This window comes from Methanobrevibacter millerae (assembly GCF_900103415.1).
GTDB lineage: Archaea > Methanobacteriota > Methanobacteria > Methanobacteriales > Methanobacteriaceae > Methanocatella > Methanocatella millerae.
Genome location: NZ_FMXB01000012.1, coordinates 47692 through 70454, shown reverse-complemented (window position 1 = coordinate 70454; position 22763 = coordinate 47692). Strand labels below are relative to the sequence as shown.

At 36.0% G+C, this 22763-nt stretch carries 29 protein-coding genes and 1 pseudogene; 26 read left to right on the top strand and 4 right to left on the bottom strand.

Features of this window, described 5'->3' with window-relative positions; translation table 11 throughout:
* Window positions 1-200: 200 nt before the first annotated feature.
* From F3G70_RS07975 to F3G70_RS07955, 5 genes are all read left to right on the top strand, one after another.
* Window positions 201-410: a TIGR04165 family Cys-rich peptide gene (locus tag F3G70_RS07975; RefSeq protein ID WP_149732181.1), complete on the top strand. Its 210-nt coding sequence runs from the start codon at window positions 201-203 to the stop codon at window positions 408-410.
* Window position 411: 1 nt separating this feature from the next.
* The gene (locus F3G70_RS07970; protein ID WP_149732180.1) at window positions 412-1536 is read left to right on the top strand and encodes a TIGR04083 family peptide-modifying radical SAM enzyme; all 1125 of its coding nucleotides are present in this window, start codon (window positions 412-414) and stop codon (window positions 1534-1536) included.
* Window positions 1537-1666: 130 nt separating this feature from the next.
* Window positions 1667-2572: a CBS domain-containing protein gene (locus tag F3G70_RS07965; protein ID WP_149732179.1), complete on the top strand. Its 906-nt coding sequence runs from the start codon at window positions 1667-1669 to the stop codon at window positions 2570-2572.
* A 10-nt stretch (window positions 2573-2582) separates the two neighbouring features.
* A complete protein-coding gene (locus F3G70_RS07960; RefSeq protein ID WP_149732178.1) occupies window positions 2583-3500 on the top strand; it encodes a deoxyhypusine synthase in 918 nt (305 codons plus the stop codon).
* 9 nt (window positions 3501-3509) lie between these two features.
* The gene (locus F3G70_RS07955) at window positions 3510-4052 is read left to right on the top strand and encodes a hypothetical protein (protein ID WP_149732177.1); all 543 of its coding nucleotides are present in this window, start codon (window positions 3510-3512) and stop codon (window positions 4050-4052) included.
* A 10-nt stretch (window positions 4053-4062) separates the two neighbouring features.
* Here F3G70_RS07955 and F3G70_RS07950 read toward each other — a convergent pair whose 3' ends face one another.
* Together F3G70_RS07950 and pyrF are read right to left on the bottom strand one after the other, a co-directional pair.
* Entirely contained in the window at window positions 4063-4308 is a 246-nt protein-coding gene (locus F3G70_RS07950; protein WP_149732176.1) for a DUF5654 family protein, read from the bottom strand.
* 97 nt (window positions 4309-4405) lie between these two features.
* Complete coding sequence (pyrF, locus tag F3G70_RS07945) at window positions 4406-5044, bottom strand: orotidine-5'-phosphate decarboxylase (protein WP_149732175.1); 639 nt, start codon at window positions 5042-5044, stop codon at window positions 4406-4408.
* A 221-nt stretch (window positions 5045-5265) separates the two neighbouring features.
* Here pyrF and cbiM point away from each other — a divergent pair, with 221 nt between their 5' ends.
* The 10 genes from cbiM (at window position 5266) to F3G70_RS07895 (ending at window position 13691) form a co-directional block, all read left to right on the top strand.
* Window positions 5266-5931 carry a cobalt ECF transporter S component CbiM gene (gene cbiM / locus F3G70_RS07940; protein WP_149732174.1) on the top strand — a complete coding sequence of 222 codons (666 nt, stop codon included), beginning with the start codon at window positions 5266-5268 and terminating at the stop codon, window positions 5929-5931.
* Window positions 5932-5940: 9 nt separating this feature from the next.
* Entirely contained in the window at window positions 5941-6231 is a 291-nt protein-coding gene (locus F3G70_RS07935) for an energy-coupling factor ABC transporter substrate-binding protein (protein ID WP_149732173.1), read from the top strand.
* 34 nt (window positions 6232-6265) lie between these two features.
* Window positions 6266-6952 carry a cobalt ECF transporter T component CbiQ gene (gene cbiQ / locus F3G70_RS07930; protein ID WP_149732172.1) on the top strand — a complete coding sequence of 229 codons (687 nt, stop codon included), beginning with the start codon at window positions 6266-6268 and terminating at the stop codon, window positions 6950-6952.
* A gap of 10 nt (window positions 6953-6962) precedes the next feature.
* Entirely contained in the window at window positions 6963-7796 is an 834-nt protein-coding gene (locus F3G70_RS07925) for an ATP-binding cassette domain-containing protein (RefSeq protein WP_149732171.1), read from the top strand.
* Window positions 7797-7883: 87 nt separating this feature from the next.
* Window positions 7884-8342, top strand: a complete 459-nt coding sequence (ribC, locus tag F3G70_RS07920) for a riboflavin synthase (RefSeq protein WP_149732170.1) — start codon at window positions 7884-7886, stop codon at window positions 8340-8342.
* Between the two features lie 21 nt (window positions 8343-8363).
* Entirely contained in the window at window positions 8364-9068 is a 705-nt protein-coding gene (locus tag F3G70_RS07915; RefSeq protein WP_149732169.1) for a glycosyltransferase family 2 protein, read from the top strand.
* Between the two features lie 12 nt (window positions 9069-9080).
* Complete coding sequence (locus F3G70_RS07910; protein WP_149732168.1) at window positions 9081-9431, top strand: DUF2304 domain-containing protein; 351 nt, start codon at window positions 9081-9083, stop codon at window positions 9429-9431.
* A complete protein-coding gene (locus F3G70_RS07905) occupies window positions 9431-10090 on the top strand; it encodes a (Fe-S)-binding protein (protein ID WP_149732167.1) in 660 nt (219 codons plus the stop codon). Before F3G70_RS07910 ends, F3G70_RS07905 begins: the two co-directional genes overlap by 1 nt.
* Window positions 10091-11293: an LUD domain-containing protein gene (locus F3G70_RS07900; protein ID WP_149732166.1), complete on the top strand. Its 1203-nt coding sequence runs from the start codon at window positions 10091-10093 to the stop codon at window positions 11291-11293.
* A 448-nt stretch (window positions 11294-11741) separates the two neighbouring features.
* Entirely contained in the window at window positions 11742-13691 is a 1950-nt protein-coding gene (locus F3G70_RS07895) for a DUF945 domain-containing protein (protein ID WP_149732165.1), read from the top strand.
* Between the two features lie 36 nt (window positions 13692-13727).
* On the opposite strand, the gene F3G70_RS07890 is transcribed toward F3G70_RS07895, so the two are convergent.
* On the bottom strand, window positions 13728-14723 hold the full coding sequence (locus F3G70_RS07890) for an alpha/beta fold hydrolase (RefSeq protein WP_149732164.1): 996 nt from the start codon (window positions 14721-14723) through the stop codon (window positions 13728-13730).
* 230 nt (window positions 14724-14953) lie between these two features.
* Here F3G70_RS07890 and F3G70_RS07885 point away from each other — a divergent pair, with 230 nt between their 5' ends.
* From F3G70_RS07885 to F3G70_RS07845, 9 genes and pseudogenes are all read left to right on the top strand, one after another.
* Complete coding sequence (locus F3G70_RS07885) at window positions 14954-15667, top strand: (5-formylfuran-3-yl)methyl phosphate synthase (RefSeq protein ID WP_149732163.1); 714 nt, start codon at window positions 14954-14956, stop codon at window positions 15665-15667.
* Window positions 15668-15680: 13 nt separating this feature from the next.
* Window positions 15681-17174 carry an IMP dehydrogenase gene (gene guaB / locus F3G70_RS07880; RefSeq protein ID WP_149732162.1) on the top strand — a complete coding sequence of 498 codons (1494 nt, stop codon included), beginning with the start codon at window positions 15681-15683 and terminating at the stop codon, window positions 17172-17174.
* A gap of 183 nt (window positions 17175-17357) precedes the next feature.
* Window positions 17358-17627: a 50S ribosomal protein L37Ae gene (rpl37A, locus tag F3G70_RS07875; RefSeq protein WP_149732161.1), complete on the top strand. Its 270-nt coding sequence runs from the start codon at window positions 17358-17360 to the stop codon at window positions 17625-17627.
* A gap of 3 nt (window positions 17628-17630) precedes the next feature.
* Window positions 17631-17756: pseudogene (locus F3G70_RS07870) on the top strand (DNA-directed RNA polymerase subunit P); the annotation flags it as partial.
* 108 nt (window positions 17757-17864) lie between these two features.
* Window positions 17865-18350, top strand: coding sequence for a Brix domain-containing protein (locus F3G70_RS07865; protein ID WP_149732159.1), 486 nt, complete (start codon window positions 17865-17867; stop codon window positions 18348-18350).
* On the top strand, window positions 18343-18612 hold the full coding sequence (locus tag F3G70_RS07860; protein WP_149732158.1) for a KEOPS complex subunit Pcc1: 270 nt from the start codon (window positions 18343-18345) through the stop codon (window positions 18610-18612). Before F3G70_RS07865 ends, F3G70_RS07860 begins: the two co-directional genes overlap by 8 nt.
* Before the next feature lie 40 nt (window positions 18613-18652).
* A complete protein-coding gene (locus F3G70_RS07855) occupies window positions 18653-19009 on the top strand; it encodes a prefoldin subunit beta (RefSeq protein ID WP_149732157.1) in 357 nt (118 codons plus the stop codon).
* A gap of 25 nt (window positions 19010-19034) precedes the next feature.
* The gene (locus F3G70_RS07850; RefSeq protein ID WP_149732156.1) at window positions 19035-19319 is read left to right on the top strand and encodes a DUF3194 domain-containing protein; all 285 of its coding nucleotides are present in this window, start codon (window positions 19035-19037) and stop codon (window positions 19317-19319) included.
* Window positions 19320-20027: 708 nt separating this feature from the next.
* The gene (locus F3G70_RS07845; protein ID WP_149732155.1) at window positions 20028-20714 is read left to right on the top strand and encodes a HisA/HisF family protein; all 687 of its coding nucleotides are present in this window, start codon (window positions 20028-20030) and stop codon (window positions 20712-20714) included.
* On the opposite strand, the gene F3G70_RS07840 is transcribed toward F3G70_RS07845, so the two are convergent.
* Window positions 20707-20886 (bottom strand): hypothetical protein, encoded by a 180-nt coding sequence (locus F3G70_RS07840; RefSeq protein WP_149732154.1) that lies wholly within the window; start codon window positions 20884-20886, stop codon window positions 20707-20709. The genes F3G70_RS07845 and F3G70_RS07840 overlap by 8 nt on opposite strands.
* Window positions 20887-21011: 125 nt before the next feature.
* On the opposite strand from F3G70_RS07840, the gene F3G70_RS07835 reads away from it, so the two are divergent.
* The gene (locus F3G70_RS07835; RefSeq protein WP_149732153.1) at window positions 21012-21860 is read left to right on the top strand and encodes a cation diffusion facilitator family transporter; all 849 of its coding nucleotides are present in this window, start codon (window positions 21012-21014) and stop codon (window positions 21858-21860) included.
* Window positions 21861-21870: 10 nt separating this feature from the next.
* Window positions 21871-22710 (top strand): PfkB family carbohydrate kinase, encoded by an 840-nt coding sequence (locus tag F3G70_RS07830; RefSeq protein WP_149732152.1) that lies wholly within the window; start codon window positions 21871-21873, stop codon window positions 22708-22710.
* The last annotated feature ends 53 nt before the right edge of the window (window positions 22711-22763 follow it).

Sequence of the window (22763 nt, the reverse complement as noted above, 5' to 3'; positions counted from 1 at the left end):
ATTTCTTATTGATTTATATTCTATTTAAAGCTTGTTGAGCTCACTATTAAGAATTGTAGTCACTCTTAAGAATTGTTGTGACTGCTAAGAATTGTTCTGAGTGCTAAGAATTGTTATCACTGATGCATGTCATTTAAGTTTTTTCGAACTAAAAAATTTAATATATTTCAAATTCCAATCTTAATATATAGGTGAAAAAAATGAAATTGGAAGAATTAATTGCGCCATGCCCAAAATGCGGTTCAAAAGATAAGATAGCTCATAGAAAGCTCTTAGACAATCATCGAGCACATGCTGAGATGGAAACTGTTAAATGTGAAGAATGCGGCTATATTTTCTTTGTAAACGAAAGTATGGATGAAGATGAGAAAAAGAAATTATTAAACGAATTAAATAAAGTTTATGGTTAAAATGACGTTTCATGTAATGATTATCCCTACTCTGAATTGTCCATCCAATTGCAAATATTGTTGGGGTTCTGAAAATAAAAAAGAAATGATGGATATAGAAATAATTGACCAGATTATTGAATGGTTGGGTGATTTTAGGGACGATAAGGTTCATTTTACTTTCCATGGTGGTGAACCCCTCCTTGCAGGTTATGATTTTTATAAGATTGCTCTTGAAAAGCTGTCTAAATTACCGAATTTAGAGGGATTTTCTCTTCAAAGTAATATTTGGCTTTTAACTGAGGAATTGATAGACCTGTTCGTCGAATATGATGTAGTGGTAAGTACAAGCATTGATGGTCCAAAGGAAATCAATGATTATCAAAGGGGAGAAGGTTACTTTGATAAAACCATGTCCAAATACGAGCTTGCAAAAAGCAAAGGCTTAATAATCAATTTTGTTTTGACGGTTACTGAATATTCTAAGGACTTTTCCGATGAATTGTATGAGTTCTTTAAAGGAGAACAAATGAGTTTAAAGATTCATGCAGCACTTCCATCTTTAAGGGGAGACAATGCAGATCCATGGGCTCTCAATCAGGAAGAACATGGAAAATTGCTCATTGATTGGCTCGATAAATATCTTTATGATCTGGACAAGTTCTCAATAATGGATTTGGACCATATCACAAAATCCAGTTTAAGGAGAAGAGGAACTCTATGCACATTTGCTGACTGTATAGGAACTACATTGGCTGTCGGAGCAGACGGTGCAATATATCCTTGTTATAGGTTTGTTGGAATGGAAGATTATGTTTTAGGCAATGTTTCAACTAATCCTAGCTTTGATGATTTAAAGGATTCTGATGCATGGGCAAAGCTTCAGGAATTCAGAGATTATGTTGATGAAAACTGTAAGAAATGCAGACATGTTAAATATTGTGAAGGAGGCTGTCCTTATAATGCAATTGTTGCATATCAGACTCCGCAGGCTGTTGATCCTCAGTGTACGGCATATAAGATGATTTTCGGCGAAGTTTCTAAAAGAATGAATAAGGAATTTGCAAAATCCGCTTTTGGAATGGGAGGGCCGGCACCTAGAAAAGAAGGCGATCCTTTCAGCATTATGGATTTGGCCATGAAATAATTAATGCAGATACAATGATGTTATACTGCCGATATTTGGAATTTAGAAATAATTATCATTATTTTTCATTATATTTATAAAGCATACTGAACATAAATAGTAATATTATATTATTAATGGGGATAAAAACATGTTAACCTCTGTACAAAAAGAAATTTTACAAACACTTATAAACTTATATCAGTCCTCTGACGGTAAATCAATTAAGGGAGAGGACATTGCTGAAGTTATGAACAGAAACCCTGGAACCATTCGTAATCAGATGCAGTCACTCAGAAGCCTAAGTTTAGTTAAGGGTGTTCCAGGTCCGAGAGGAGGATATAAGCCAACAATTGAAGCATATCATTCATTAAATATATCAATCAGTGAAAAAGAAGCAAAAGTCCCTATTTATAAAGGAGATGAAAGATTACCTGATATCTCCGTTGCAAAAATCGAATTCACTTCAGTTCCTCAACAGGAAGAATGTGAAGCTGCCATTAAGGTTCTTGGGAGCATTAAGGATTTGAATCTCGGCGATACGATAAAGATAGGCCCAACTCCGGTAAACAACCTTGGAATCATGGGTGAAGTCGTTGGAAGGGACGATATGGACAATATCCTGCTTGTTGACACAACTACCATAAGAAGCATACCCAAGCAAACGGTGGGAGACATTGCAAGCAAAAACGTCATTTCTTTAAAAACGGACTGCAATCTTAAGGAAGTTGCAAGAATATTTTCCGAAAACAAGATTGAAGGCGCTCCTGTCATGAAAGACGGCAAGGTGGTCGGAGTATTTACGGTCACAGACTTGATACAGGCATATGCCGAAGATAAGGAGGATGAAGTTGTTGTGGGAGATATGATGTCAACTAAGGTCATTATCGTTAACGAGGACTTGAAAATTGCAAAGGCAATTGAAATAATGTTCAAGAAATCCATTTCAAGGCTGATAATAGCTGATAAGGATAATAACCTCCTTGGAATCGTTACAAGAACCGATTTGATAAATTCCATAACCAATTTCGAGGAATTCCCAATTTTTACTAATTAAGTGTGATTTAATGGATAAAGTTACCCAATTAACCGTAAAAGAGGATATGAAGGTATCCGAGCTTATAGAACAGTTTGACAAATCAGGCGTTCTGGGTTCCGGAAGGGTTGCCAGAGCATCGAATATACTGGCCGACATGATAACCGATGAGGATATGAACGTCTTCATGAGCCTGGGCGGGCCATTGATTCCCGGAGGGCTTAGAAATATCGTAACCAACATGGTTCGTGAAAGGCATGTCAATCTTATCATTTCAAGCGGAGCCAACATTACTCATGACATGCTTGAGGCATTCGGAGGAAGCCATTATCGTGACGAAGGACGTGACGACGAGGATTTGAATGCCGATGGAATAGGAAGGATTGCAGACATTAATGTTGGATCAGATGATTTCGCCATCTTTGAAAGGGAAATAACTAAGATTTTCGAGGACATTTCATCAAGAAAAAGCAAGATTTCCATTCAGGAACTCCTGTATGAAGTTGGACTGTTAATCGATGATGAAAACTCATTTTTAGCAACCGCCGCACGCATGAAAACCCCAATTTTTGCTCCGGGCCTGATTGACAGTATGTTCGGCCTGCAGCTGTGGATGTTTTCCCAGGACCATGACTTTACGGTTGATGCGGTGGCAGACATGCATTATCTCTCAGATCTGGTCTTTGACAGTAAAAAGATTGGTGGAATACTTCTTGGCGGAGGACTGACCAAGCATTATACCTTGGCTTCAACCTTGCTTAGGGGAGGTCTTGATTCAGCCATTCAGATAACCCTGGACCGTCCAGAAGCGGGAAGTCTAAGCGGAGCGCCGCTTCAGGAAGCAAAATCCTGGTCAAAGGCAAGATGCGGCTCTACCCTTGAAACCGTAATTGGAGACGTTACGATAATATTTCCATTGATTTATGCAGGCGTACTGGACAGAATTTAGGTGATTTGATTGAATTATCTTATTTTAGGAGTTTTATTTGTATTTTCAGGATTTTTCATGAAGATTTCCGATGACTTTTATGATGAAGCCGGAAACCGTACGATCGCCACTATTTTCGGAATATTGTGTGCAATCGCATCAGCCCTGGCAACAGTCAGTTATTCCGGTGCGGCTTACATATTTATAGGCATACTGGTGGGAACTCTCCTGGCATTTAAGATAGACGGGTCTCATCACATTATTACCTTAATATTATATATTTTAATATGTCTGGCTATGGGACTTCCTAGCCTTCAGGTTCCGATAATACTCATCTGTGTGTTAGCAGCACTGGCTGATGAAGTAGGTCATGAATTAATAGCTAATTATACAGAAAATACTTTTATCATACTATTTTTCGAATACCGCTTTGTAATGAAAATAGTGATATTCCTATTGGCGTTATGTGGTGTTTTCTCATTCTGGACATTCATATTCTTCATTTTGTTTGAATTGTCCTATGTGGTCGGTGGTTTGGTGTTTAAAAAAGTGATTAAAAAGGAAAATGATTAGTTTTTCCTTTCTAGTCATTTAATTCAATACCTATTTTTGCAGCAAATCTTGCGAGAATAACGGTTACGATAACTGCAATAATGGTAACTACGATTGCATAAGTGAATAAACTGGATAAAGCGTCACCAGTTCCGACAAATTGTTCGATTAATTTTTGAATAGCGTCGTTCCATGCTAAACCTGCAACAAATGCAAAAGCAGTGGTAATTAATCCGAGAATTGTTTCCATGATTAATTTGGTAACTTCGTTTGCCATGTTTGTATGCCTCCTTTTAAATTAGTTGTTCATTAGATAAACAGAACATTTATATTTTATATTATTTGTTATTAAAATACTTTTAGTCAATTTAACTTTATTTTAACAGTTCTTCGCAAGCAAGTTTCGGATTGTCAGATTCATAAATGCTTCTTCCGACAATTATCGCATCAGATATTTCCAGGGTTTTTTTGGCATCTCCTCCCTGTTTTCCGACTCCCGGTGAGATTATAAATGCGTCTTCACCGACAATGTTTCTTATGTCCTGAAGGCGATTGAGGCGTGTTGCAGGTGCAACGTAGTTTTTAATTCCCATCTCAACACCCATCTTGGCTATTTCGTCTGCAGCACTTTGCAGAAACATCTTTGCTCCCGGATGTGACATTTCAGTCAGTAAAAATAATTCCTTTTCGTACTTGTCTGCAACGTCAAGACATGCCTTGACGCTGTCGGGTCCGACAAATCCGTGACAGATTATGGCATCTGCTCCTGCCTTGAATGTCTCTTCGCAGATTTTTTCGTTTGTCGCATCGATATCCGCTACCTTAAAGTCACATATCACCTTAAATCCAAAGTGATCCTTAAGTTTTTTTATGATTTCAAGGCCTTCAGCAAGTGCGAGAGGATAACCTATCTTTATGGTATCTATATTGTCTGAAATTTTCTCACAAATGTTGATTGCCTCATATTCACTTCCCACATCCAATGCTAGAATTAAATTGTTTTTTATATTCATATAAATTATATTTGTATTTGTTATATTAAGTATTTTTGTAAAATAAGCTTGTATAATTAATGAATTAATTCAAGTTTAATTGATTTATTTTTAATTTCATATTATATATTTAAATACTATGAAAATGAAATGTATTAATATCAAATGTAATTTAAACTTAATAAATTTAAGTTTGCCTAAAAATTTGATAAAAAATAAATTTTGAAAGAGAGGAATTTATCATGCATATTATGGAAGGATATCTACCTATGATGTGGTGTACGATCTGGTATGTAATATCATTCATCGTCGTTGCATACGGTATATATCAAATCAATAAAATAGTAGGCGAAACTCCAGAATCCAAAGCTTTGCTTGCGGTTAGTGGAGCATTCATGTTCGTCTTATCATCTTTGAAACTGCCATCTGTTACTGGAAGCTGTTCTCACCCTTGTGGTAACGGATTAGGTGCCGCTTTATTCGGACCTGCTGTAACTGCTGTTTTAGCAACTATTGTTCTTCTTTTCCAAGCTATCTTACTTGCACACGGTGGATTAACCACTTTAGGAGCAAACATTTTCTCAATGGGTATTGTAGGACCTTTAGTAGCTTGGCTGATTTACAAATTATTACTCAAAGCTAATGTCTCATCAACAATCGCAATTTTCTTTGCAGCATTTTTAGGTGACTTATTAACTTACGTTGCTACTTCATTCCAATTAGCTTTAGCTTTCCCATCTCCAAGTTTCGGAAGCGCATTAACTAAATTTTTAGTTATTTTCGCAGTAACTCAAGTGCCATTGGCTGTTGGTGAAGGTATCTTAACAGTAATTATCTGGGATAGATTAAAAGTATACAAACCAAAATTATTAGCTAAACTCGATGCTTTAGCTCCTAATGAGGCATAAGGTGATAACATGGAAAAAACAACATTAATTATATTAGCTGTAATCTGTATAGTTATCTTCCTTGCACCATTAATAATGTATAATGGTCATGGAGAAGATGACGGATACTTTGGTGGAGCAGATGACGCTGCAGGTGAAGCTGTTGAAAAAACTGGTTTTCAACCTTGGTTTTCATCTATTTGGGAACCTCCTAGCGGAGAAATAGAAAGTTTAATATTCGCTCTTCAAGCTGCTATAGGAGCAATCATTATCGGTTACTTCTTTGGATTATGGAGAGGACAATCTAAAGGAGATGAATAATTCATCTTCCTTTATTTATTTTTTGTGATTTTTTATGAAATTTGATATGGATTACATAGCCCACAATAACGCTTTAACGGAATCAAACCCTTATGTTAAACTCTTTTTGACAATAATCTTGCTGATTGTAACCTTGGCTCTGGATAATCTGTATTTCGATTTGTTTATATTTATTGTAATGTCTTTTGTTATACTGGTTATAGCAAAAATCAATTATAAATCCTATTTGAAATTCCTATCAATTCCAATGGCATTTCTTATAATAACATGTCTGTTTTTAATTTTCTTCTTTGGAAGCGGAGAAATAATCTATAGAACCGGAATATTTGGGATAGTAGTTACTAAGGATTCCCTGCATTACGGGGTTTACACGTTTGCCCGTGTTATGGGATGTTTACCTTGTTTGGGCTTTTTAGCGCTCACTACACCAATTGCAAAAATATTGCATTGTTTAGGTGAATTAAAAGTTCCTAAAGTCGTAATTGAAATTGCCCTTCTGATGTACAATACAATATTTATATTCCTGAATGAAATAGATACAATGCAGAAGGCACAGCAAACAAGACTTGGATATCATTCCTATATGAATTCATTCAAATCATTAGGCGCTCTTGCAAGTACGATATTTTTAAGATCTCTTGATAAAAGCGAAACGATGCAGAACGCTCTTGATTCAAGAGGATATGACGGTGAACTTCCAGTTTATAAACCAAAAAATTGAGGTAATTTAAATGTTAGAGGTTAAAAATCTTAAATATTCATACAATAACGATTATCAGGCTTTAAAGGGAGTAAGTTTAAAAATCGAAAGGGGAGAAATGGTTGCCCTTTTAGGTAAAAACGGTGCAGGCAAATCCACATTGTTCCTTCATTTGAATGGAATCTATGAGCCGGATGAAGGCCAGGTATTCATTGACGGCGAAGAGCTTAAATACGACAAGAAATCCCTGCTTAAGTTCAGGCAAAAGGTTGGAATCGTATTTCAAAACCCTGATGACCAGATTTTCGCCCCTACAGTTGAGGAGGACGTGGCTTTCGGTCCTTTAAATTTAAAGCTGCCGATGGAAGAGGTTCAAAACAGGGTTGAAGAGGCTCTTGAGCGTGTCGGAATGAGCGGCTATGAAAAGACTGCTCCTCACCATTTAAGCGGAGGCCAGAAGAAAAGGGTCGCAATTGCCGGAATATTGGCCATGAAGCCTGAAATCATGGTTTTGGATGAGCCTACCGCAGGACTTGACCCTCAGGGAGTAACCAACTTGTCAGCATTGCTTAAGGAACTTAATGAGGAAGGAATAACGATTATCATTTCAACCCACGAAGTCGATCTGGTTCCGGATTACGCAAACAGGACTTTTGTCATGGTTGATGGAGAGTTGATTGCTGAAGGAACTCCCAAAGAGATATTTTCACAGCCTAATATCCTGGAACAGGCCAATCTTAAGGTTCCTATCGTAACGGAGCTTTTCCAGCAGTTGGAAAAGGACGGCTTTGACATGGAAGGAGACTATCCTTTGACAATCGATGAGGCCAGATATAAGTTTTTAAAGCTTATCAACAAAAACTAATTTTTTTTAATTTTTTTACTGCTTAATCATTTTTACCGAATAATTATTATATTAATATGAACATATTTCTTTGTAAGGTGAAATTATATGAGGATTGGAATTTGCGATACAACTTTTGCCCGTTTTGATATGGCGGCAGCAGCTATTGATGAGCTTAAAAACAACGCTCATGACTTAAAAATCATTCGCCAAACCGTTCCGGGAGTCAAGGACCTGCCTGTCACAGCCAAAATCCTCATAGAAGAGGAAAACTGTGATATCGTAATGGCACTTGGAATGCCGGGACCTATGGAAAAGGATAAGATGTGCGCTCACGAAGCGTCAACAGGTCTCATCAATGCCCAGTTAATGACAAACACCCACATATTGGAGGTATTTGTCCATGAGGATGAGGAAGAAGATCCTGTTGAGTTAAAGAAGCTCGCCGAAAACAGGGCAAGGGAGCATGCTCAAAACCTGATTAAGATGATGTATCATAGAAAAGCTATGAGAAAAGAAGCTGGTATGGGAATGCGTGAAGGAAAGGAAGATGCAGGCCCATTATAAAATCAATAAAAGTGTTTAAAAATGGAAATATCAGAAAAAGACAAACTGGATACATATATCATTATCCCTGCCTACAACGAAGAGACAAGGGTTCGCCCGGTGGTTGAGGGAATAGCCGAAAAGGGATTCAAGATGGTCATTGTCAATGACGGCTCTTCAGACAATACTCTGGAAGTTTTAAAGGATTCCCAAAGAAAATATCCTAAAAACATCTTTATTTACAATCATATAATTAACCGTGGCGTTGGAATGGCAATGCAAACAGGATTTGAAGCCGTTTTAAGGTATAATCCACGTTTTATAGTTAATATAGACGCTGATGGACAGCATTCAATCGACGATTTGGAAAAGGTAATCGAGCCGCTGGTAAGCGGCAGGGCAGAGGCAGTAATCGGCGTAAGGCCCCTTAAGGACATGCCCAAATCCAGAAACATCGCAAACGCAATAATGAACCTTCTGACAAAGATTTTCTATGGCGTTGATGTAAGCGATTCCCAGACAGGATTCAGGGCGCTGACGATTGACGCTTTAAACAAAATCACAATAAACGCTCAGGGTTATCTGATATCTTCCGAATTCATACGTGAAATTAATGATAATGACATTCCTTTTGAAGAGGTAACTATTCAAACGATTTACACTCCAGAAACCCAGGCAAAAGGAACGAATTATAAAGTCGCAATCAAGATTCTCTTTCAGATGATGAAGCATAAATTATTAGATTAGTGAGGTGCAGTTATGTTTATTTATTCTATTATTTTTCCGATTTTAGCGATAATAGTTATTGGAATTTTATTTTTAAGATTAAGAAGAGGCAAAACTTCTTTATCTTCATTTGTTGTTTGGACTGTAGTTTTAATATTCGTTATATTGTTTTCAGTTTTCCCTGATGCAAGTCTTGTTTTTGCAAGGGCGTTCGGAATAACCCGTGGATTGGATTTCCTTATAATAGCTGCTCTGGTTCTGATTTTCTATTTGGGCGCAAAGCTCTACTATAAGCTCGACCATCTCCAGGATGACGTAAATAAAATCGTTAAGGAAGTAGCCCTGAACAATGAAATTACTTTAGATGATGAGGAAAACAAATAATGATATACTTCATGGGATGCACCGCACGGGAAAAGGAAACTTCAATCGGCGAAGCAACTGAAAAGCTGTTGAAAAAGGCAGGCGTCGATTACAGGGTTTTAAAGGATGAGAAATGCTGCGGATCTGTATTGTTAAGAACAGGATTTATCGATGACGCTTTAAAACAGATTGAAAAAAATACTGAAATTCTAAAAGGCGAATTGATATTAACTTCCTGTGCAGGCTGCTACAAGACCTTAAAGGATGATTACGAAGGTTTGGAAGTAATTCACATCTCACAGTTTTTAAATCAGTTAATTAATGAAGGCAAGCTAAATCTTGATAAAAAGGATTTTAATGTAACCTATCACGATTCATGCCATCTTGGACGCCACTGCGGAGTTTACGCAGAACCCAGGGAGGTCATTTCAAGCATTGCCAATTTGGTTGAAATGCAAAACAATATGGATAACAGTCTCTGCTGCGGTGCCGGCGGAGGAGTCAAATCAGCATACCCTGAAATAGCTGATGAAATGTCAAAGTCCCGAATTAATCAGGCGTTAAACACTGATTGTGAGGTATTAATAACCTCATGCCCGTTCTGCAAGCTCAATTTGAAAAACGATGATATTGACGTTCTGGATTTAACCGAGTTTTTAATCAAATATGGGGGAGCATAAATGAAGACAAGTGAACTTGAAACAATGAGAAAGTCATTCAATACCGTAAAGTCAAGATCCAGTCAGATTAAGGATTCTCCTCAGGTTAAAAGACTGATTGAGAGGGTTCGTGAAATCAAGAGATACTCCATAGAAAACTCAGACGATTTATACAATCAAGCCATTGAATCATTCAAAAGAAACGGAATCGACGTTGAGTTTGCTGAAACCAAAAAAGACGCAATTAATATCATAGAGGATTTGTTATATGATTATGATTCAAAAACCATTGCAAAGGCAAAGTCAAATACCTTGGGTGAAATCAATCTCAAAAAGGAATTGGCAGCAAAAGACATTGACGTTGTCGAAACCGATTTGGGAGACAGGATTCTGCAGCTTAAAAAGACTGACAACAAGCCCGTTCATCCAACGGGTCCGGCTTCACACTTAAACATTTCAGAGATTACTGATATTGTTAATGATTCCCTCAACAGTGACGTTAATCCTGTTCCACGTGAAATCATGGAGCTTGTCCGTGAAGATGTTTTAAACCGGCTTGAAAATGCATGTGTAGGTATATCAGGTGCCAACGCAATAGCTGCCGAAGAGGGATCATGCATTATGGTTCACAATGAGGGCAATATTTCACTGGTTTCGCTGAAGGATTTGCATATAATCGTAGCTGGAATCGATAAAATAGTGCCAACACTGGAAGACGCCGTCTCAATTGCAAAGCTTGAAACCGTCTATGCCACAGGAAACTATGTAACCTCATACATGAACGTGATATCCGGTCCTTCAAAGACAGCAGATATCGAAAAAAAGCTATTGAAAAACATGTACGGCGCTGAAAAGGTAGTTGTAATCCTTTTGGACAACGGAAGAAGCTCAGCCAGCCAGGAATGCCTGTGGTGTATTGGATGCGGAAACTGCGTGGTTCACTGTCCGGTGTACAATGCTGTCGGAAATGAGTTCGGATTCAACAATTACCTCGGCGGAAGAGGAGTTGCAATGTCAAAATTCATTGAGGATGACGAGACCTGCTATGAATCCGGCCTTTACATGTGCACGTTATGCGGATTGTGCACGCTTAACTGTCCAGTAGCCATTCCAACAAATGAAATCATTGAAAACCTAAGGAAACTGTCATCACAGGTTGGATTTTATCCTAAGGCTCATGGAAAAATCAAGGATAACGTAAAAAGCCACGATTCACCATATTAAGACATTCATGTTCAATTTTAAAATATTAAAATTGAACGTTTTATTAATATAATCTTTTTTTGATAAATTTTAATAGTATATTTTTTTTATTTTTAAACAATTTGTTCGTGAAATTTTTTTTAAAGGTTAAATCATAAAATCGCAATTTTTTAGTCCATATTTCATGATTTTTATAAGTTCATTCAAAATTGATATTCTATTTTTGAACAGTTGTAATTAATTTTAGTGTGAAAAAACTATACAAATCAATATAAAAATTTTTTAAAAATACCTAAAAACTAAAATTAATTTAAATATTTTGATTATTCTTATAAATAAATATTAAATTTTATATAAGATAAAAATATAACTATTAATTGTAAATAATTAATGTTATTTACTATAATGATAGTTAATTTATAATTTTTAGAATTAACTATCTGTAAGTAAAGAAATTTGGAGGGATTAAATGAAATCTAGAACATATGTATTAATGATAATGTTGATGTTTTTCTTAACATTGTCCTGTGCACATGCTAGCGAAAATCTAACAGCAACTGATGATACATTGTTATCAATTCCTGTTGATGATATAGAGTTATCTTCTCCAATAGATAATGAAATATTAGGTGCTGAACCGAGTATTAATGAGATAAATTATGATAGTTTAGTTATTAAAGATATAAACTTTACTGGGGATTCTACCAAATTGAATATTGAAGGATTTTCCCAAAACGGCCTGGTCATGTCTGACTTTACCATGACAATCACTCCAGCAGCCGACTCTTCAAAACTTGATTTGCAAATGAAGATTCCTGAAGTAAAGTATACTGATTATAATAGCACTATGTTTACATTTAAAAACCTTGATTTATCCATTTTACCTAGTTCAAATCCATCAGCCCTTGAATTTTCAGTTCTTATGGATACCTTAGATTTGGTAACCGGAACCGAGCAAGTTAATTTAAAAGACCTTAATTTGTTCTTCAAATCCTATCCTGAAGTAAACGGCGTTACCTTATTAGTCGATATTGCTGACTTTGAGTATAACGATTATGAGCAGACCTATTTGCACTTCAAGAATTTGGATTTTGATATGGCATTGGGCATGAATGGAAAATATATTGATTTAGACGTAATTCTGCCGACTATGCAGCTTATAACTGCAGATAACGGTATCGATATGGCCAATTTGGATTTATCTATTGATTTGACTGGTTATAGCTTAGCAGATCTTGGCATTTCTGCTGTCATGTCAGATTTCATATACACCAACTTTAATGATGTTAACTTGAAGATTACTGACATGTTTTTATCACTTGAACCGATGTTAGATTCAACAGATTTCAATTCAATTATTCGTATGTCAACTTTCGACTTCACTGGTATAAATTCTAGTGATTTTCAGTTCCCAGGTTTCAATATTAGTAGCTTAGACTTTGAAAACTTCACTACTGGTATGGACTTGTCTAGTGTAGACCTGTCTGGTGTAATATCTATTTTAGATGTTTCTAAAATGGACTTATCCAGCCTTGTTTCCTATTTGAGTTCAGGATTCAAAATTACCACTTATACTGATAATATGCCTGGTCAATACAAAAGTTCTATAGACTTCAATGCTATTGACCTTTCCAGTACTGGTTTAGGTGTTAATGTTTCAGGCTTTAATTTAGGAAGCCTCTTTTCAAGCATGAACTATTCAAGTTTAGGCTCAAGCGTGTTAAATTTAACGGGATTGTTCGAATCATTCGGCATTAATGTGTCCGATTTGGGTGTCAATGTGTCAGGCTATAATCTGTCTGCAATCACCATTTCAGACATTTCATCTATTATGAGCGATCCTAATTTCAATATGTCTGCTATTTTCTCTAAAATAGACTTATCCAATCTTGATATGGGTGGTCTTAATTTATCTGGTTTAATATCCAGCTTTAATTTGACCAGCTTGGATTTATTTGCTATCTTGGCATTGTTTAACATTACTGACTTTGATTTGGCAGCATTTATTAACGGTTTTGATTTGCAAAAATTCTTAAACCTCTTCTTAAAGAAAGATGTTCCATCCAATAAGACAGTTCCAAGCACTCCAGTTAAGCAGAGTCCGGTTAAATCAACGTCCACTTATGTAGCTCAAAAGACATATACCGTTACGCGCGTATCAGACAATCAGGTAATCTGTAAATCAAAATTCTTTATCCTTGATTACTTGAACAAACTGTTCAACATGACTTTCATCAATGGACACCTTTTAATATACATTGATGGTGAGCTTGTCTTTAACGGTACCACAACCGATGATTTAACACAGGTCTTATTTGAAATCATTGATAAATACCTTGGAGAACATGAAATAACGGTAGAATTCACTGATAGTGCAAATAAAACGAATACTTATAAGGAAAAAATAATGGTGGAATAATTTCTGCCATTTTTTTATTATTTTTTTTATCAAAATCTATTTTTTAAACTCTTCTAAAAATTCTATAAACACGTTGAAGAATTCTGAGTAGTCATCACTGAAAAAGAAATCCATTCCATTGAAAATGTAAAAGCTTATGTTTTCGATTTTCTCTTCAAGGGGATAGGTATCGTATTCAAGGGTATAATGGGTATTTTGTGAATCGCTGACGATTAATGTCTTTGCGGTGATGTTGGTTAATTTGTCTTCTACATTGTATTCAAGGACAGCGTCATTTCTGTATTTCAAATCGTAAATCTCTGTAAACATTCCTTCATCGGCAAATTCATCCATCAGTGCGTCAATTTCCCGTAAACTTAAATTATGATATATTTCCTTGGAAAATAGCTGTGAAAAGATTAGCCTGTTGATTGAAACCATGATTCTTGATATTGATTGGCTGTAGATGTCCTCGTCATAATAATCGTCGGATGAGGAAATCATGGCGTCTATGGCTTTAGAAAATATGTATCGGTTGCCGTCCGTTTTAAATGCGCTGTTTCCGATTATCAGAAATTCCATTTCATCGCGATATTCGCATGCCCATGTAAATGCCTCATATCCGCCGAATCCAACTCCAAGAATACCTAAAACATTTTTAATGTTGAATTTTTCGGCCAAAAATCTTCTTTTGAAGTTAACACAATCTAAAATCGAATATTGAGGATATTCATATCTCAATCCGCTTGTGGATGGTGAAGATGATTCAGGAAATCCCAAAGACGTAATTGAAATGTAGAAAAAGTTATAATCGGACAGTATGCTGTCGGGGCCGACCAGGTGTCCAAGTTCATCAAAGGAGGAATAGTTGCCGTTGAATCTGTGGCAGAATATGAATGCGTTGGTGATATTGCCGTCGTCATCATATTCCGGAGTCCCTCTGGTGGCGTACTCAACAGGCATATCGTTGAGAACACGGCCGTAGTCGAATTTAAACTCTTTCATAATGTATTTTTCGCAACTGTATTTGGTGTTTTCCATTATGTTTTTCACGAATTTAAATCTGTTCTATAAATTATATAAAGTAATTGTTTTACTGTACACTTTTTGTTTAAATTTTTCAATCAACTGGCATAATGCCGGAGTGAAAAATGCCTAATAATTATCAACAAATTTTTCATTTTCCATCAATTTCTCAAAATAAAGCATATACTTATAAACTAGGAAATAAAGATATAACTATATTATATTTTAATATTTTATTATATGAACGGAGGAAATACATGCTTCTATTAATAAGTCCTATAAACCATGAAGAAGCTCTTGAATCTATTAAAGGTGGAGCAGATATTGTTGATGTTAAAAATCCTAAAGAAGGCTCTTTAGGCGCTAATTTCCCTTGGGTAATTAAAGAAATCAGGGAATTGACTCCTGAAGACAAGCTTGTCAGCGCTACTTTAGGTGACGTGCCTTACAAACCTGGTACAGTTTCCCTTGCAGCAATGGGCGCTCACGTTTCAGGGGCAGATTATATCAAAGTAGGATTATATGGAACCAAAAATTACGATGAAGCTGTTGAAGTTATGAAAAATGTATCTAAAACTGTTAAAGATGTAAGTCCAGATACCATTGTAGTAGCTGCCGGATATGCTGATGCCCATCGTGTTGGTGCCGTTGATCCAATGGAAATTCCGAAAGTTGCTCGTGACGCTAACTGTGATTTGGCAATGCTTGACACTGCAGTTAAGGACGGTCATACATTATTTGATTATTTGGATATTGATAAATTAACTGAATTCGTTCAGGAAGCTCACAGCTATAATCTAAAGACAGCTCTTGCAGGATCCGTCAAAAAGGATCAGTTAAAACCATTGTATGATATTGGTTGTGATGTTGTCGGTATCAGAGGCGCTGCCTGTGTAGGCGGGGACAGAAATACCGGAAAGATACATCATACTGCTGTAGCTGAGCTTAAAGAATTATGCGATTCATTTTAAATAGGTGTTTATGATGTTTTCTAAAAAAGTTCAAGAAGCAAGAATGTCTTATACTTTTGATGATTTTTTACTTACTCCAAATGCCAGTTACGTGGAGCCAAAAGACATTGACACTACTGTTCAATTGTCCAAGGGCATTACGCTTAACATTCCTGTCTTAAGTGCCGCTATGGATACTGTTACCGAAGCCAAACTGGCTATAGCAATGGCGCAGGAAGGAGGTATCGGAGTAATTCACAGAAATATTTCACAAGACAGACAAGTTGAAGAAGTTAAAAAGGTTAAGTCCGCCGAAGATTTGACCATTCGCGATGTAGTAACGATTACTCCTGATTCCACTATCCTTGAAGTTCAGGCTAAAATGCAGGATGAATTAATTAGCGGTCTTCCTGTTGTTGACGGCGACAAGATTATAGGCATCATCTCAAAAAGGGATATCAGGCCGGTCATCAAGTCAGATCCTCAAAAGACCGTTAAGGACATCATGACTTCAGACGTTGTCACTGTCGAGGAGCCGATTACTGCCGAAGAGGCTTTAAACATAGCTTATGAAAACAAGGTTGAAAGGCTGCCTGTTCTTCACGACGGCAAACTGGTGGGTATTATCACTATTAAGGATATATTAAACCAGGCCCAGTATCCTAAAGCCGCACGTGACAAAAATGGCAATTTCCTTGTTGCAGCAGCATGTGGACCATTTGATTTGGACCGTGCAATGGCTTTGGATGAGGCCGGAGCAGATATAATTTCAATCGACTGCGCTCATGCACACAACATGAACGTTGTCAAGTTCACAGAAACCATGAAGGACAATATCGATGCTGAATTGTGTGTCGGAAACATCGCAACCGCAGAAGCCGCAGAAGACCTGATTTCAATGGGCGTTGATGCCCTTAAGGTTGGTATCGGTCCTGGTTCAATGTGTACCACCCGTATCGTTGCAGGTGTCGGTGTGCCACAGCTAACCGCAATTTCAGATGTTGCAGATGCAGCCGAAGATTCAGGAATTCCTGTAATTGCAGACGGAGGTATCAGATACTCCGGTGACGTTGCAAAGGCAATAGGTGCAGGTGCGGATGCAGTAATGCTTGGTAATCTGCTTGCAGCATCATACGAAGCTCCTGGTGACGTTGTCATAATGAACGGTAAGCAGTACAAGAAATACCGTGGAATGGGTTCAATGGGCGCAATGACCAGCGAATATGACGGTGGAGCTGACAGGTACTTCCAGGGTACTCACAACAAGACCAAAAGTAAGATGAACCACACTAAATACGTTCCTGAAGGAATTGAAGGCGCTGTTCCTTACAAGGGAACCGTCAGTGAAATATTATTCCAATTGGTTGGTGGTTTAAAGTCTTCAATGGGTTATTGTGGAGCTAAGGATATCTCTGACATGCAGAAAAAGGCTCAATTCGTAAGAATTACAAGCAGCGGTATCAAAGAGTCACATCCTCATGATTTGCTGATTACTAACGAAAGTCCTAATTATCATACTTTCGATTAGAAATTCAATGCTATTTTGAGAAAATGCTTAATTATTTTCTTAAATACATTGATTTTACCATTAACTTTAAATATGATGTGATACAATATTATTACATTAGATAATTTTATGATTGTTTTTAATCATGGTAAATCGTAAAGATTTACATTTTTATTATTATTTTTTGAATGGAGAGAAATTAAAATGGCAAGAACTAAAAAAGTAGGTATTACAGGTAGGTTCGGTGCAAGATACGGAAGAAAAGCTAAAAGATCTGTTAAACTCATCGAAGAAAACATGAAAAAGAATCATGTTTGTCCTAAATGTGATAGACCATATGTAAAAAGACAAGCTGCTGGAATTTGGAAATGTAGAAAATGCGGTGCAGTATTCACCGGTGGAGCTTACGTTCCTCAAACCCCTATGGCTAAATCCGCAGCACGTAGTATCAGATATATTAAAACGGAGGAATAATCCTTGTATAAGTGTCCACGCTGTGGAACAGAAGTAGATCAGAGAAGCTACATGGACAACAAATGTCCTAATTGTAGATACAGGATTTTATTTAAAAATGTTCCTGAAGTAACCAGATGGGTATCTGCTAGTGTTCCCGATGGTAACATGGCCAATAGAGTCGGCCTTAAAAAATAGAATTAAACCAAGATTTTTATCTTGTTTAATCTATAATTTTTTTTACTATTTTTGATTTAAATGTTAATTTCAACTTCCAGAAAACCTTCCCAGAAAACAAGAAAGTTCTGTAAGAATTTTTCCCATGCAACGGATTCCACTTCCGTCAACAGGGGAAAGATGAATATGCGCGAGCTTTTGCTTAAGGCTCTTGCAGAAGAGGAGGTTAATCTGGCTATTGTCAATGAGATTAAGGGCAATCCGAGCAAAATCACTTTCTACTCCAACAGGGGAGATGAACTGCTTTCAATCCTTATAACCGTAAGCATTTCAAATGAAAGGCTGAATGTCTCACCGTCAAAATTGAAAATAGTATCCGAAGTTGAGCAGCTCAACTGCTTAAGCGACATTATGGGCTATGAACTGGTGGATGATGCAGAGGAGAATTACATTTATATTTCCCGTGAAGACAGCGATTTGATAGCTAGGATAAACTTTATCAATAAATTTGGAGACAAGACCGATTTCCAGATTAACGTTAAAAAGATTTTGGATAAGAATGATTGAAGACAGTCCCCTGGAATCCGTTAAAAGCCAGATTTGCGTTGAATTTGAAAGTGATGCTCAGGCCAAAATCATTTACAATTCAATCGTTTTGGAATTCGAAACAGCTCCGGATTACCGCTCAACAATGGATTTGACCCTTGAAGGCAAATGCATACTGGTTGACATTGACGCTCAGGATTCGACGTCATTCAGGGCTTCCGTCAATTCGGCAATCAAATGGATCAACCTGTCTTTGGAAATCAATAACTTGACTAACGTATAAATATTATAAAAAAGTAATTTTAATAAAAAGGTGATTAAATATGGAGATTCCTGAAAATATACAACAGCAATTAAATCAGTTTCAACAGTTACAACAACAAGCTCAGGCTGTAACTATGCAAATTCAAACTGTAGAAGTTCAAATTCAAGAAACTGAAAGAGCATTGGAAGAATTAAATAAGACTGATGAAAATACTGAAGTATTCAAGCAAGCAGGTAATTTGCTTATCAAAGTGGATTACAAGGATGCAGTCGATGATGCAGAAGAAAAACTGGAAACCCTCAAGTTAAGAAAACAGACCATGGCTCGCCAGGAAGAAAGGGTCATGAAAAAACTTGAAGAAATGCAAACCAATATTCAAGCTGCAATGCAAGGAATGGCTCCTAATGGAGCTTAATTTCCATTCTTTTTTTTAGATTAACATGTCAAAGCTTAAAGAATTATCCCGTGATGATTTAGCTACCATTTCAGATGATTTTGGTGAAATGCTCGAAAGGGAAGTTTCACGCGTTATCTCAACCAAGGAACTTGAAGATCTTGATTTGGATATCACCATTAATTATGAAAATTCTCAACTTGACGTAGACGTTGATTTAGGTGTCAGTTTCGATGAATTGTCCGAAATCAATCAGGATTTATTGAATGAAGCTATTGATGAAGCTTATTTAAAGTTTGACGCTTACATCGATGAAAACTATATGGAATAAGTCTCTATTATTTTTTTTCGATTTTTGAAGTAATACTTTTTATTACTTTTTATAATACATAGGTATTACTTTTTTAGCAAAAAGTATTTATACTTGTAAATTAAATTATAATATAGTTTGAAGTTAATTAAATAGCTCAGTGTAAACACATATTTTTTCTGTCTTTCAAAAATTCCCTCTTCAACTTCAAACTCCTTTTTTTTATTTTTTAAAACTTCTCAAATTCATCATATTTACTACATCATGTGTTACTTTAATCAAATGTACTTGCATTATTAGATTTTTTCAGATTGTGAAATGATTCGTATTTGAATATGATAATGTCACTTTTTCAAGCGAACTTTATTGAATTTTGTATTTTTTTAAGTTGAAAATTTCCTTGATTGTATAATTTCTATATTTTATCTAATTTTTGTTTATATTGGCATTATTTAATTGAACAGTTACTTAAAATTTAGCATTATAATTGAATTTAATTAATTCAAGTATAATTTAATTTTTATAAAATATAGGTAACTTTATATAGTATAAAGGTTAACATAATAAACAAGAGTTAAAAATCATATTTTTATACTCTCCCCTAAATTGATCATTATTTTTAATTTTCAAAATTAGGCTAAAATTTTATTTTAGCTTAATTTTCCTCCTATTGTTTTTTCGTTTATTTTAAATACCATTTTAATTAAATTTATATTAAGGGTGATTAGTTTGATTAAAAAGATACCTGTTATAGATTTAAAGGATGGTCAGGCAGTAAGCGGCAAATCAGGTTTAAGGGATACATATCAACCGCTTCAAACAGTCTTTGCTCCATCATCAAATCCGATTGAAATCGCTCAGGGACTGAAAATAAACGGTGCAAGCGAGATGTACATTGCCGATTTAGACCTCATTGAAAGCAATGGCCACAACATAAATGACATAAAGATGGTCAACACGATTCTTCCGGTCATTTTGGATGCCGGGGTTAAAAACGCAGAATCATTTGAATTTTTCCTGGATTACGCATTTAAAATCATAATTCCAACGGAAACACTGGAAAGTGTTGATGAAATGTATAAGATCTTTGAAAAGTTCCCGAAACAGAGGATAGTAATCAGCGTTGACGTAAAGGATGACGAGCTCTACAGCAAAAATCTCGATTTGACCCTTTCCGAGTTCAAGGAAATCCTCAAAAAAGTCAATCCCGATGAGATAATACTTCTTGACATATCCGGCGTGGGAACCGAAAAGGGATACAATGAAAATCTTTTAAATCTTTTCGCCGACATGAAGGATAAATTGATTATTGCAGGCGGTCTAAACAAGAATTCCATCGGTGAGCTGGAAAGTCTTGGAATAAAAAAAGTGCTTGTAGGAACGAGCCTACATTCAGGTGAAATAACAATTATATAAGTGCATGCAATGCGACATATGGGAAAGCACAAGCTGCAAGGAATAATACGATTCCTAAACCTAACTTAGGATTGTTTTCATCCAATATGCCTGAAATAATAAGTAATAATCCGAAAAATCCAAAAATTACGGGAATTATATGTGAAAATATTGTTGTTCCAATTATTGCCATTTTTAATCACTAATATTCTTTTAATTTTTTGATTATATAAATATTTACTTGAAAGTGCAATTTAGTTTTACTTTAGGTGACTTTTAATAACTTTTTTTAAGTATTACTTTTAAATATTAATAACCATGAGAATTGATACGCATCATCATCACAAGAAAGCCGGTGAAAATCTCGCCTTTGTGTTTTTCATGAACCTTGCATTCAACATTATAGTCATTGCAGGAGGTTTAGCGACCAACAGTATGGCTATTCTTGCAGACTGCATTCATGACATGTCCGATACCATTTCAATAGCTTTGGCATGGTTTCTTGAACGCATTTCCCAAAGAGATTCATCCGACAACTATTCATACGGATATCAGCGCTTTTCAATTCTCGGAGCTGTAATAATATCTGTTTTCGTTATAATAATGGCATTCGTCATATTATCGGAAGCCATTCCACGTTTATTTGCACCTGAAGGCGTTGATGCTGGAGGAATGCTTGTAGTAGCCATTGTCGGCTTGATTTTCAAGTCAATTTCAGTCTGGAGACTTCATGACGGCGAAACATTCAACGAAAAGGCAATACTCTTTCATCAGCTCGGAGACGTATTCGAATGGGTGGCTATTTTAATATTAAGCATAGTTTTGATGTTCTGGGACGGCGCGCCATATCTGGATCCCTTCGTATCAATAGGAATTGCCCTGTGGCTCATATTCAATCTTGGAAGAAACCTCTATAAGGCTGTTCAGGTACTGCTTCAAAAAACCCCGGATAACTTTGACGTGGACGAGTTCAGAAGCAGCATTTTATCAATCGACGGAATTAATGAGATTGATGACTTTCACATATGGTCACTTGACGGAATCGATTCGGTGATGACGTTAAAGGTTTCAATTGATGATTTGAAAAATCAGAGTAAAATAAAAGAAGAGATTTATAGCATTTCAAACAGATATCATGTTGTAGACATTACGATTGAATTTGACTAAGGAATAAATCATGACGCTAGTAGCTATAGGTCCCGTAACAAATGATTTGATTATCGTAGGTGATAAAAAGGAATCAAAGACAGGAGGTGCCGTTTATTTCCAGTCTTTTGTTTTTGAAGAGTTTTTTGATGATTATATTGTCATTGTCAATGGAAGCGACGAATCCTTAATCGGTGAGTTTCCGGATTCTAGTAAAGTCAAGTTAATAAAAAAGGACAATACTCACTATTTCATTAATCACTACCCTGACATTAACAATAACGACATTCGCATACAGTCAAGCAATTTTGCAGATATTCCCATAACAAAAAATGATTTGGAAGGGATTTTGCCTGATGAAATTGACGCTTTTATTTTAAATCCTTTAAACGCTTATGATTTTCCTTTGGAAACTGTCGATTACTTGAAAAGCTTTAACGTGCCGATTTATATGTCAATTCAGGGCTTTTTAAGGTATCCTGGTGAGAAAATAGATGAAGATAACTACTCCATCGCCTTGAAAAATAGCGATGAAACCGAAAAGATTATATCTTCTGTTGAAGCCCTATTTCTTGATGAATCGGAATATTCAATATTGGTTGGAGAAAACGATATTAACGACTTTAATATTTCTGAAATCATTATTACAAACGGTTCTAAAGGTTCCAGAATTATTTCTGATAAGGAATATAAAATCGAAGCCGTTAAATGCGATAATGTAATTGACTCAACCGGCTGCGGAGACACCTATATGGCAGCATACATCTCAAAAAAATTAACCACTAAATCAGTTTTAAAATCCGCTAATTTCGCATCAAAAATAGCTAGTGATAAACTCAGCTTTTTTGGCCCTTATAAACCCGTTATTTAAATTAAAGTAAACTTTATTAATTAGATAATTAATAATTATATATGATTCAAAGA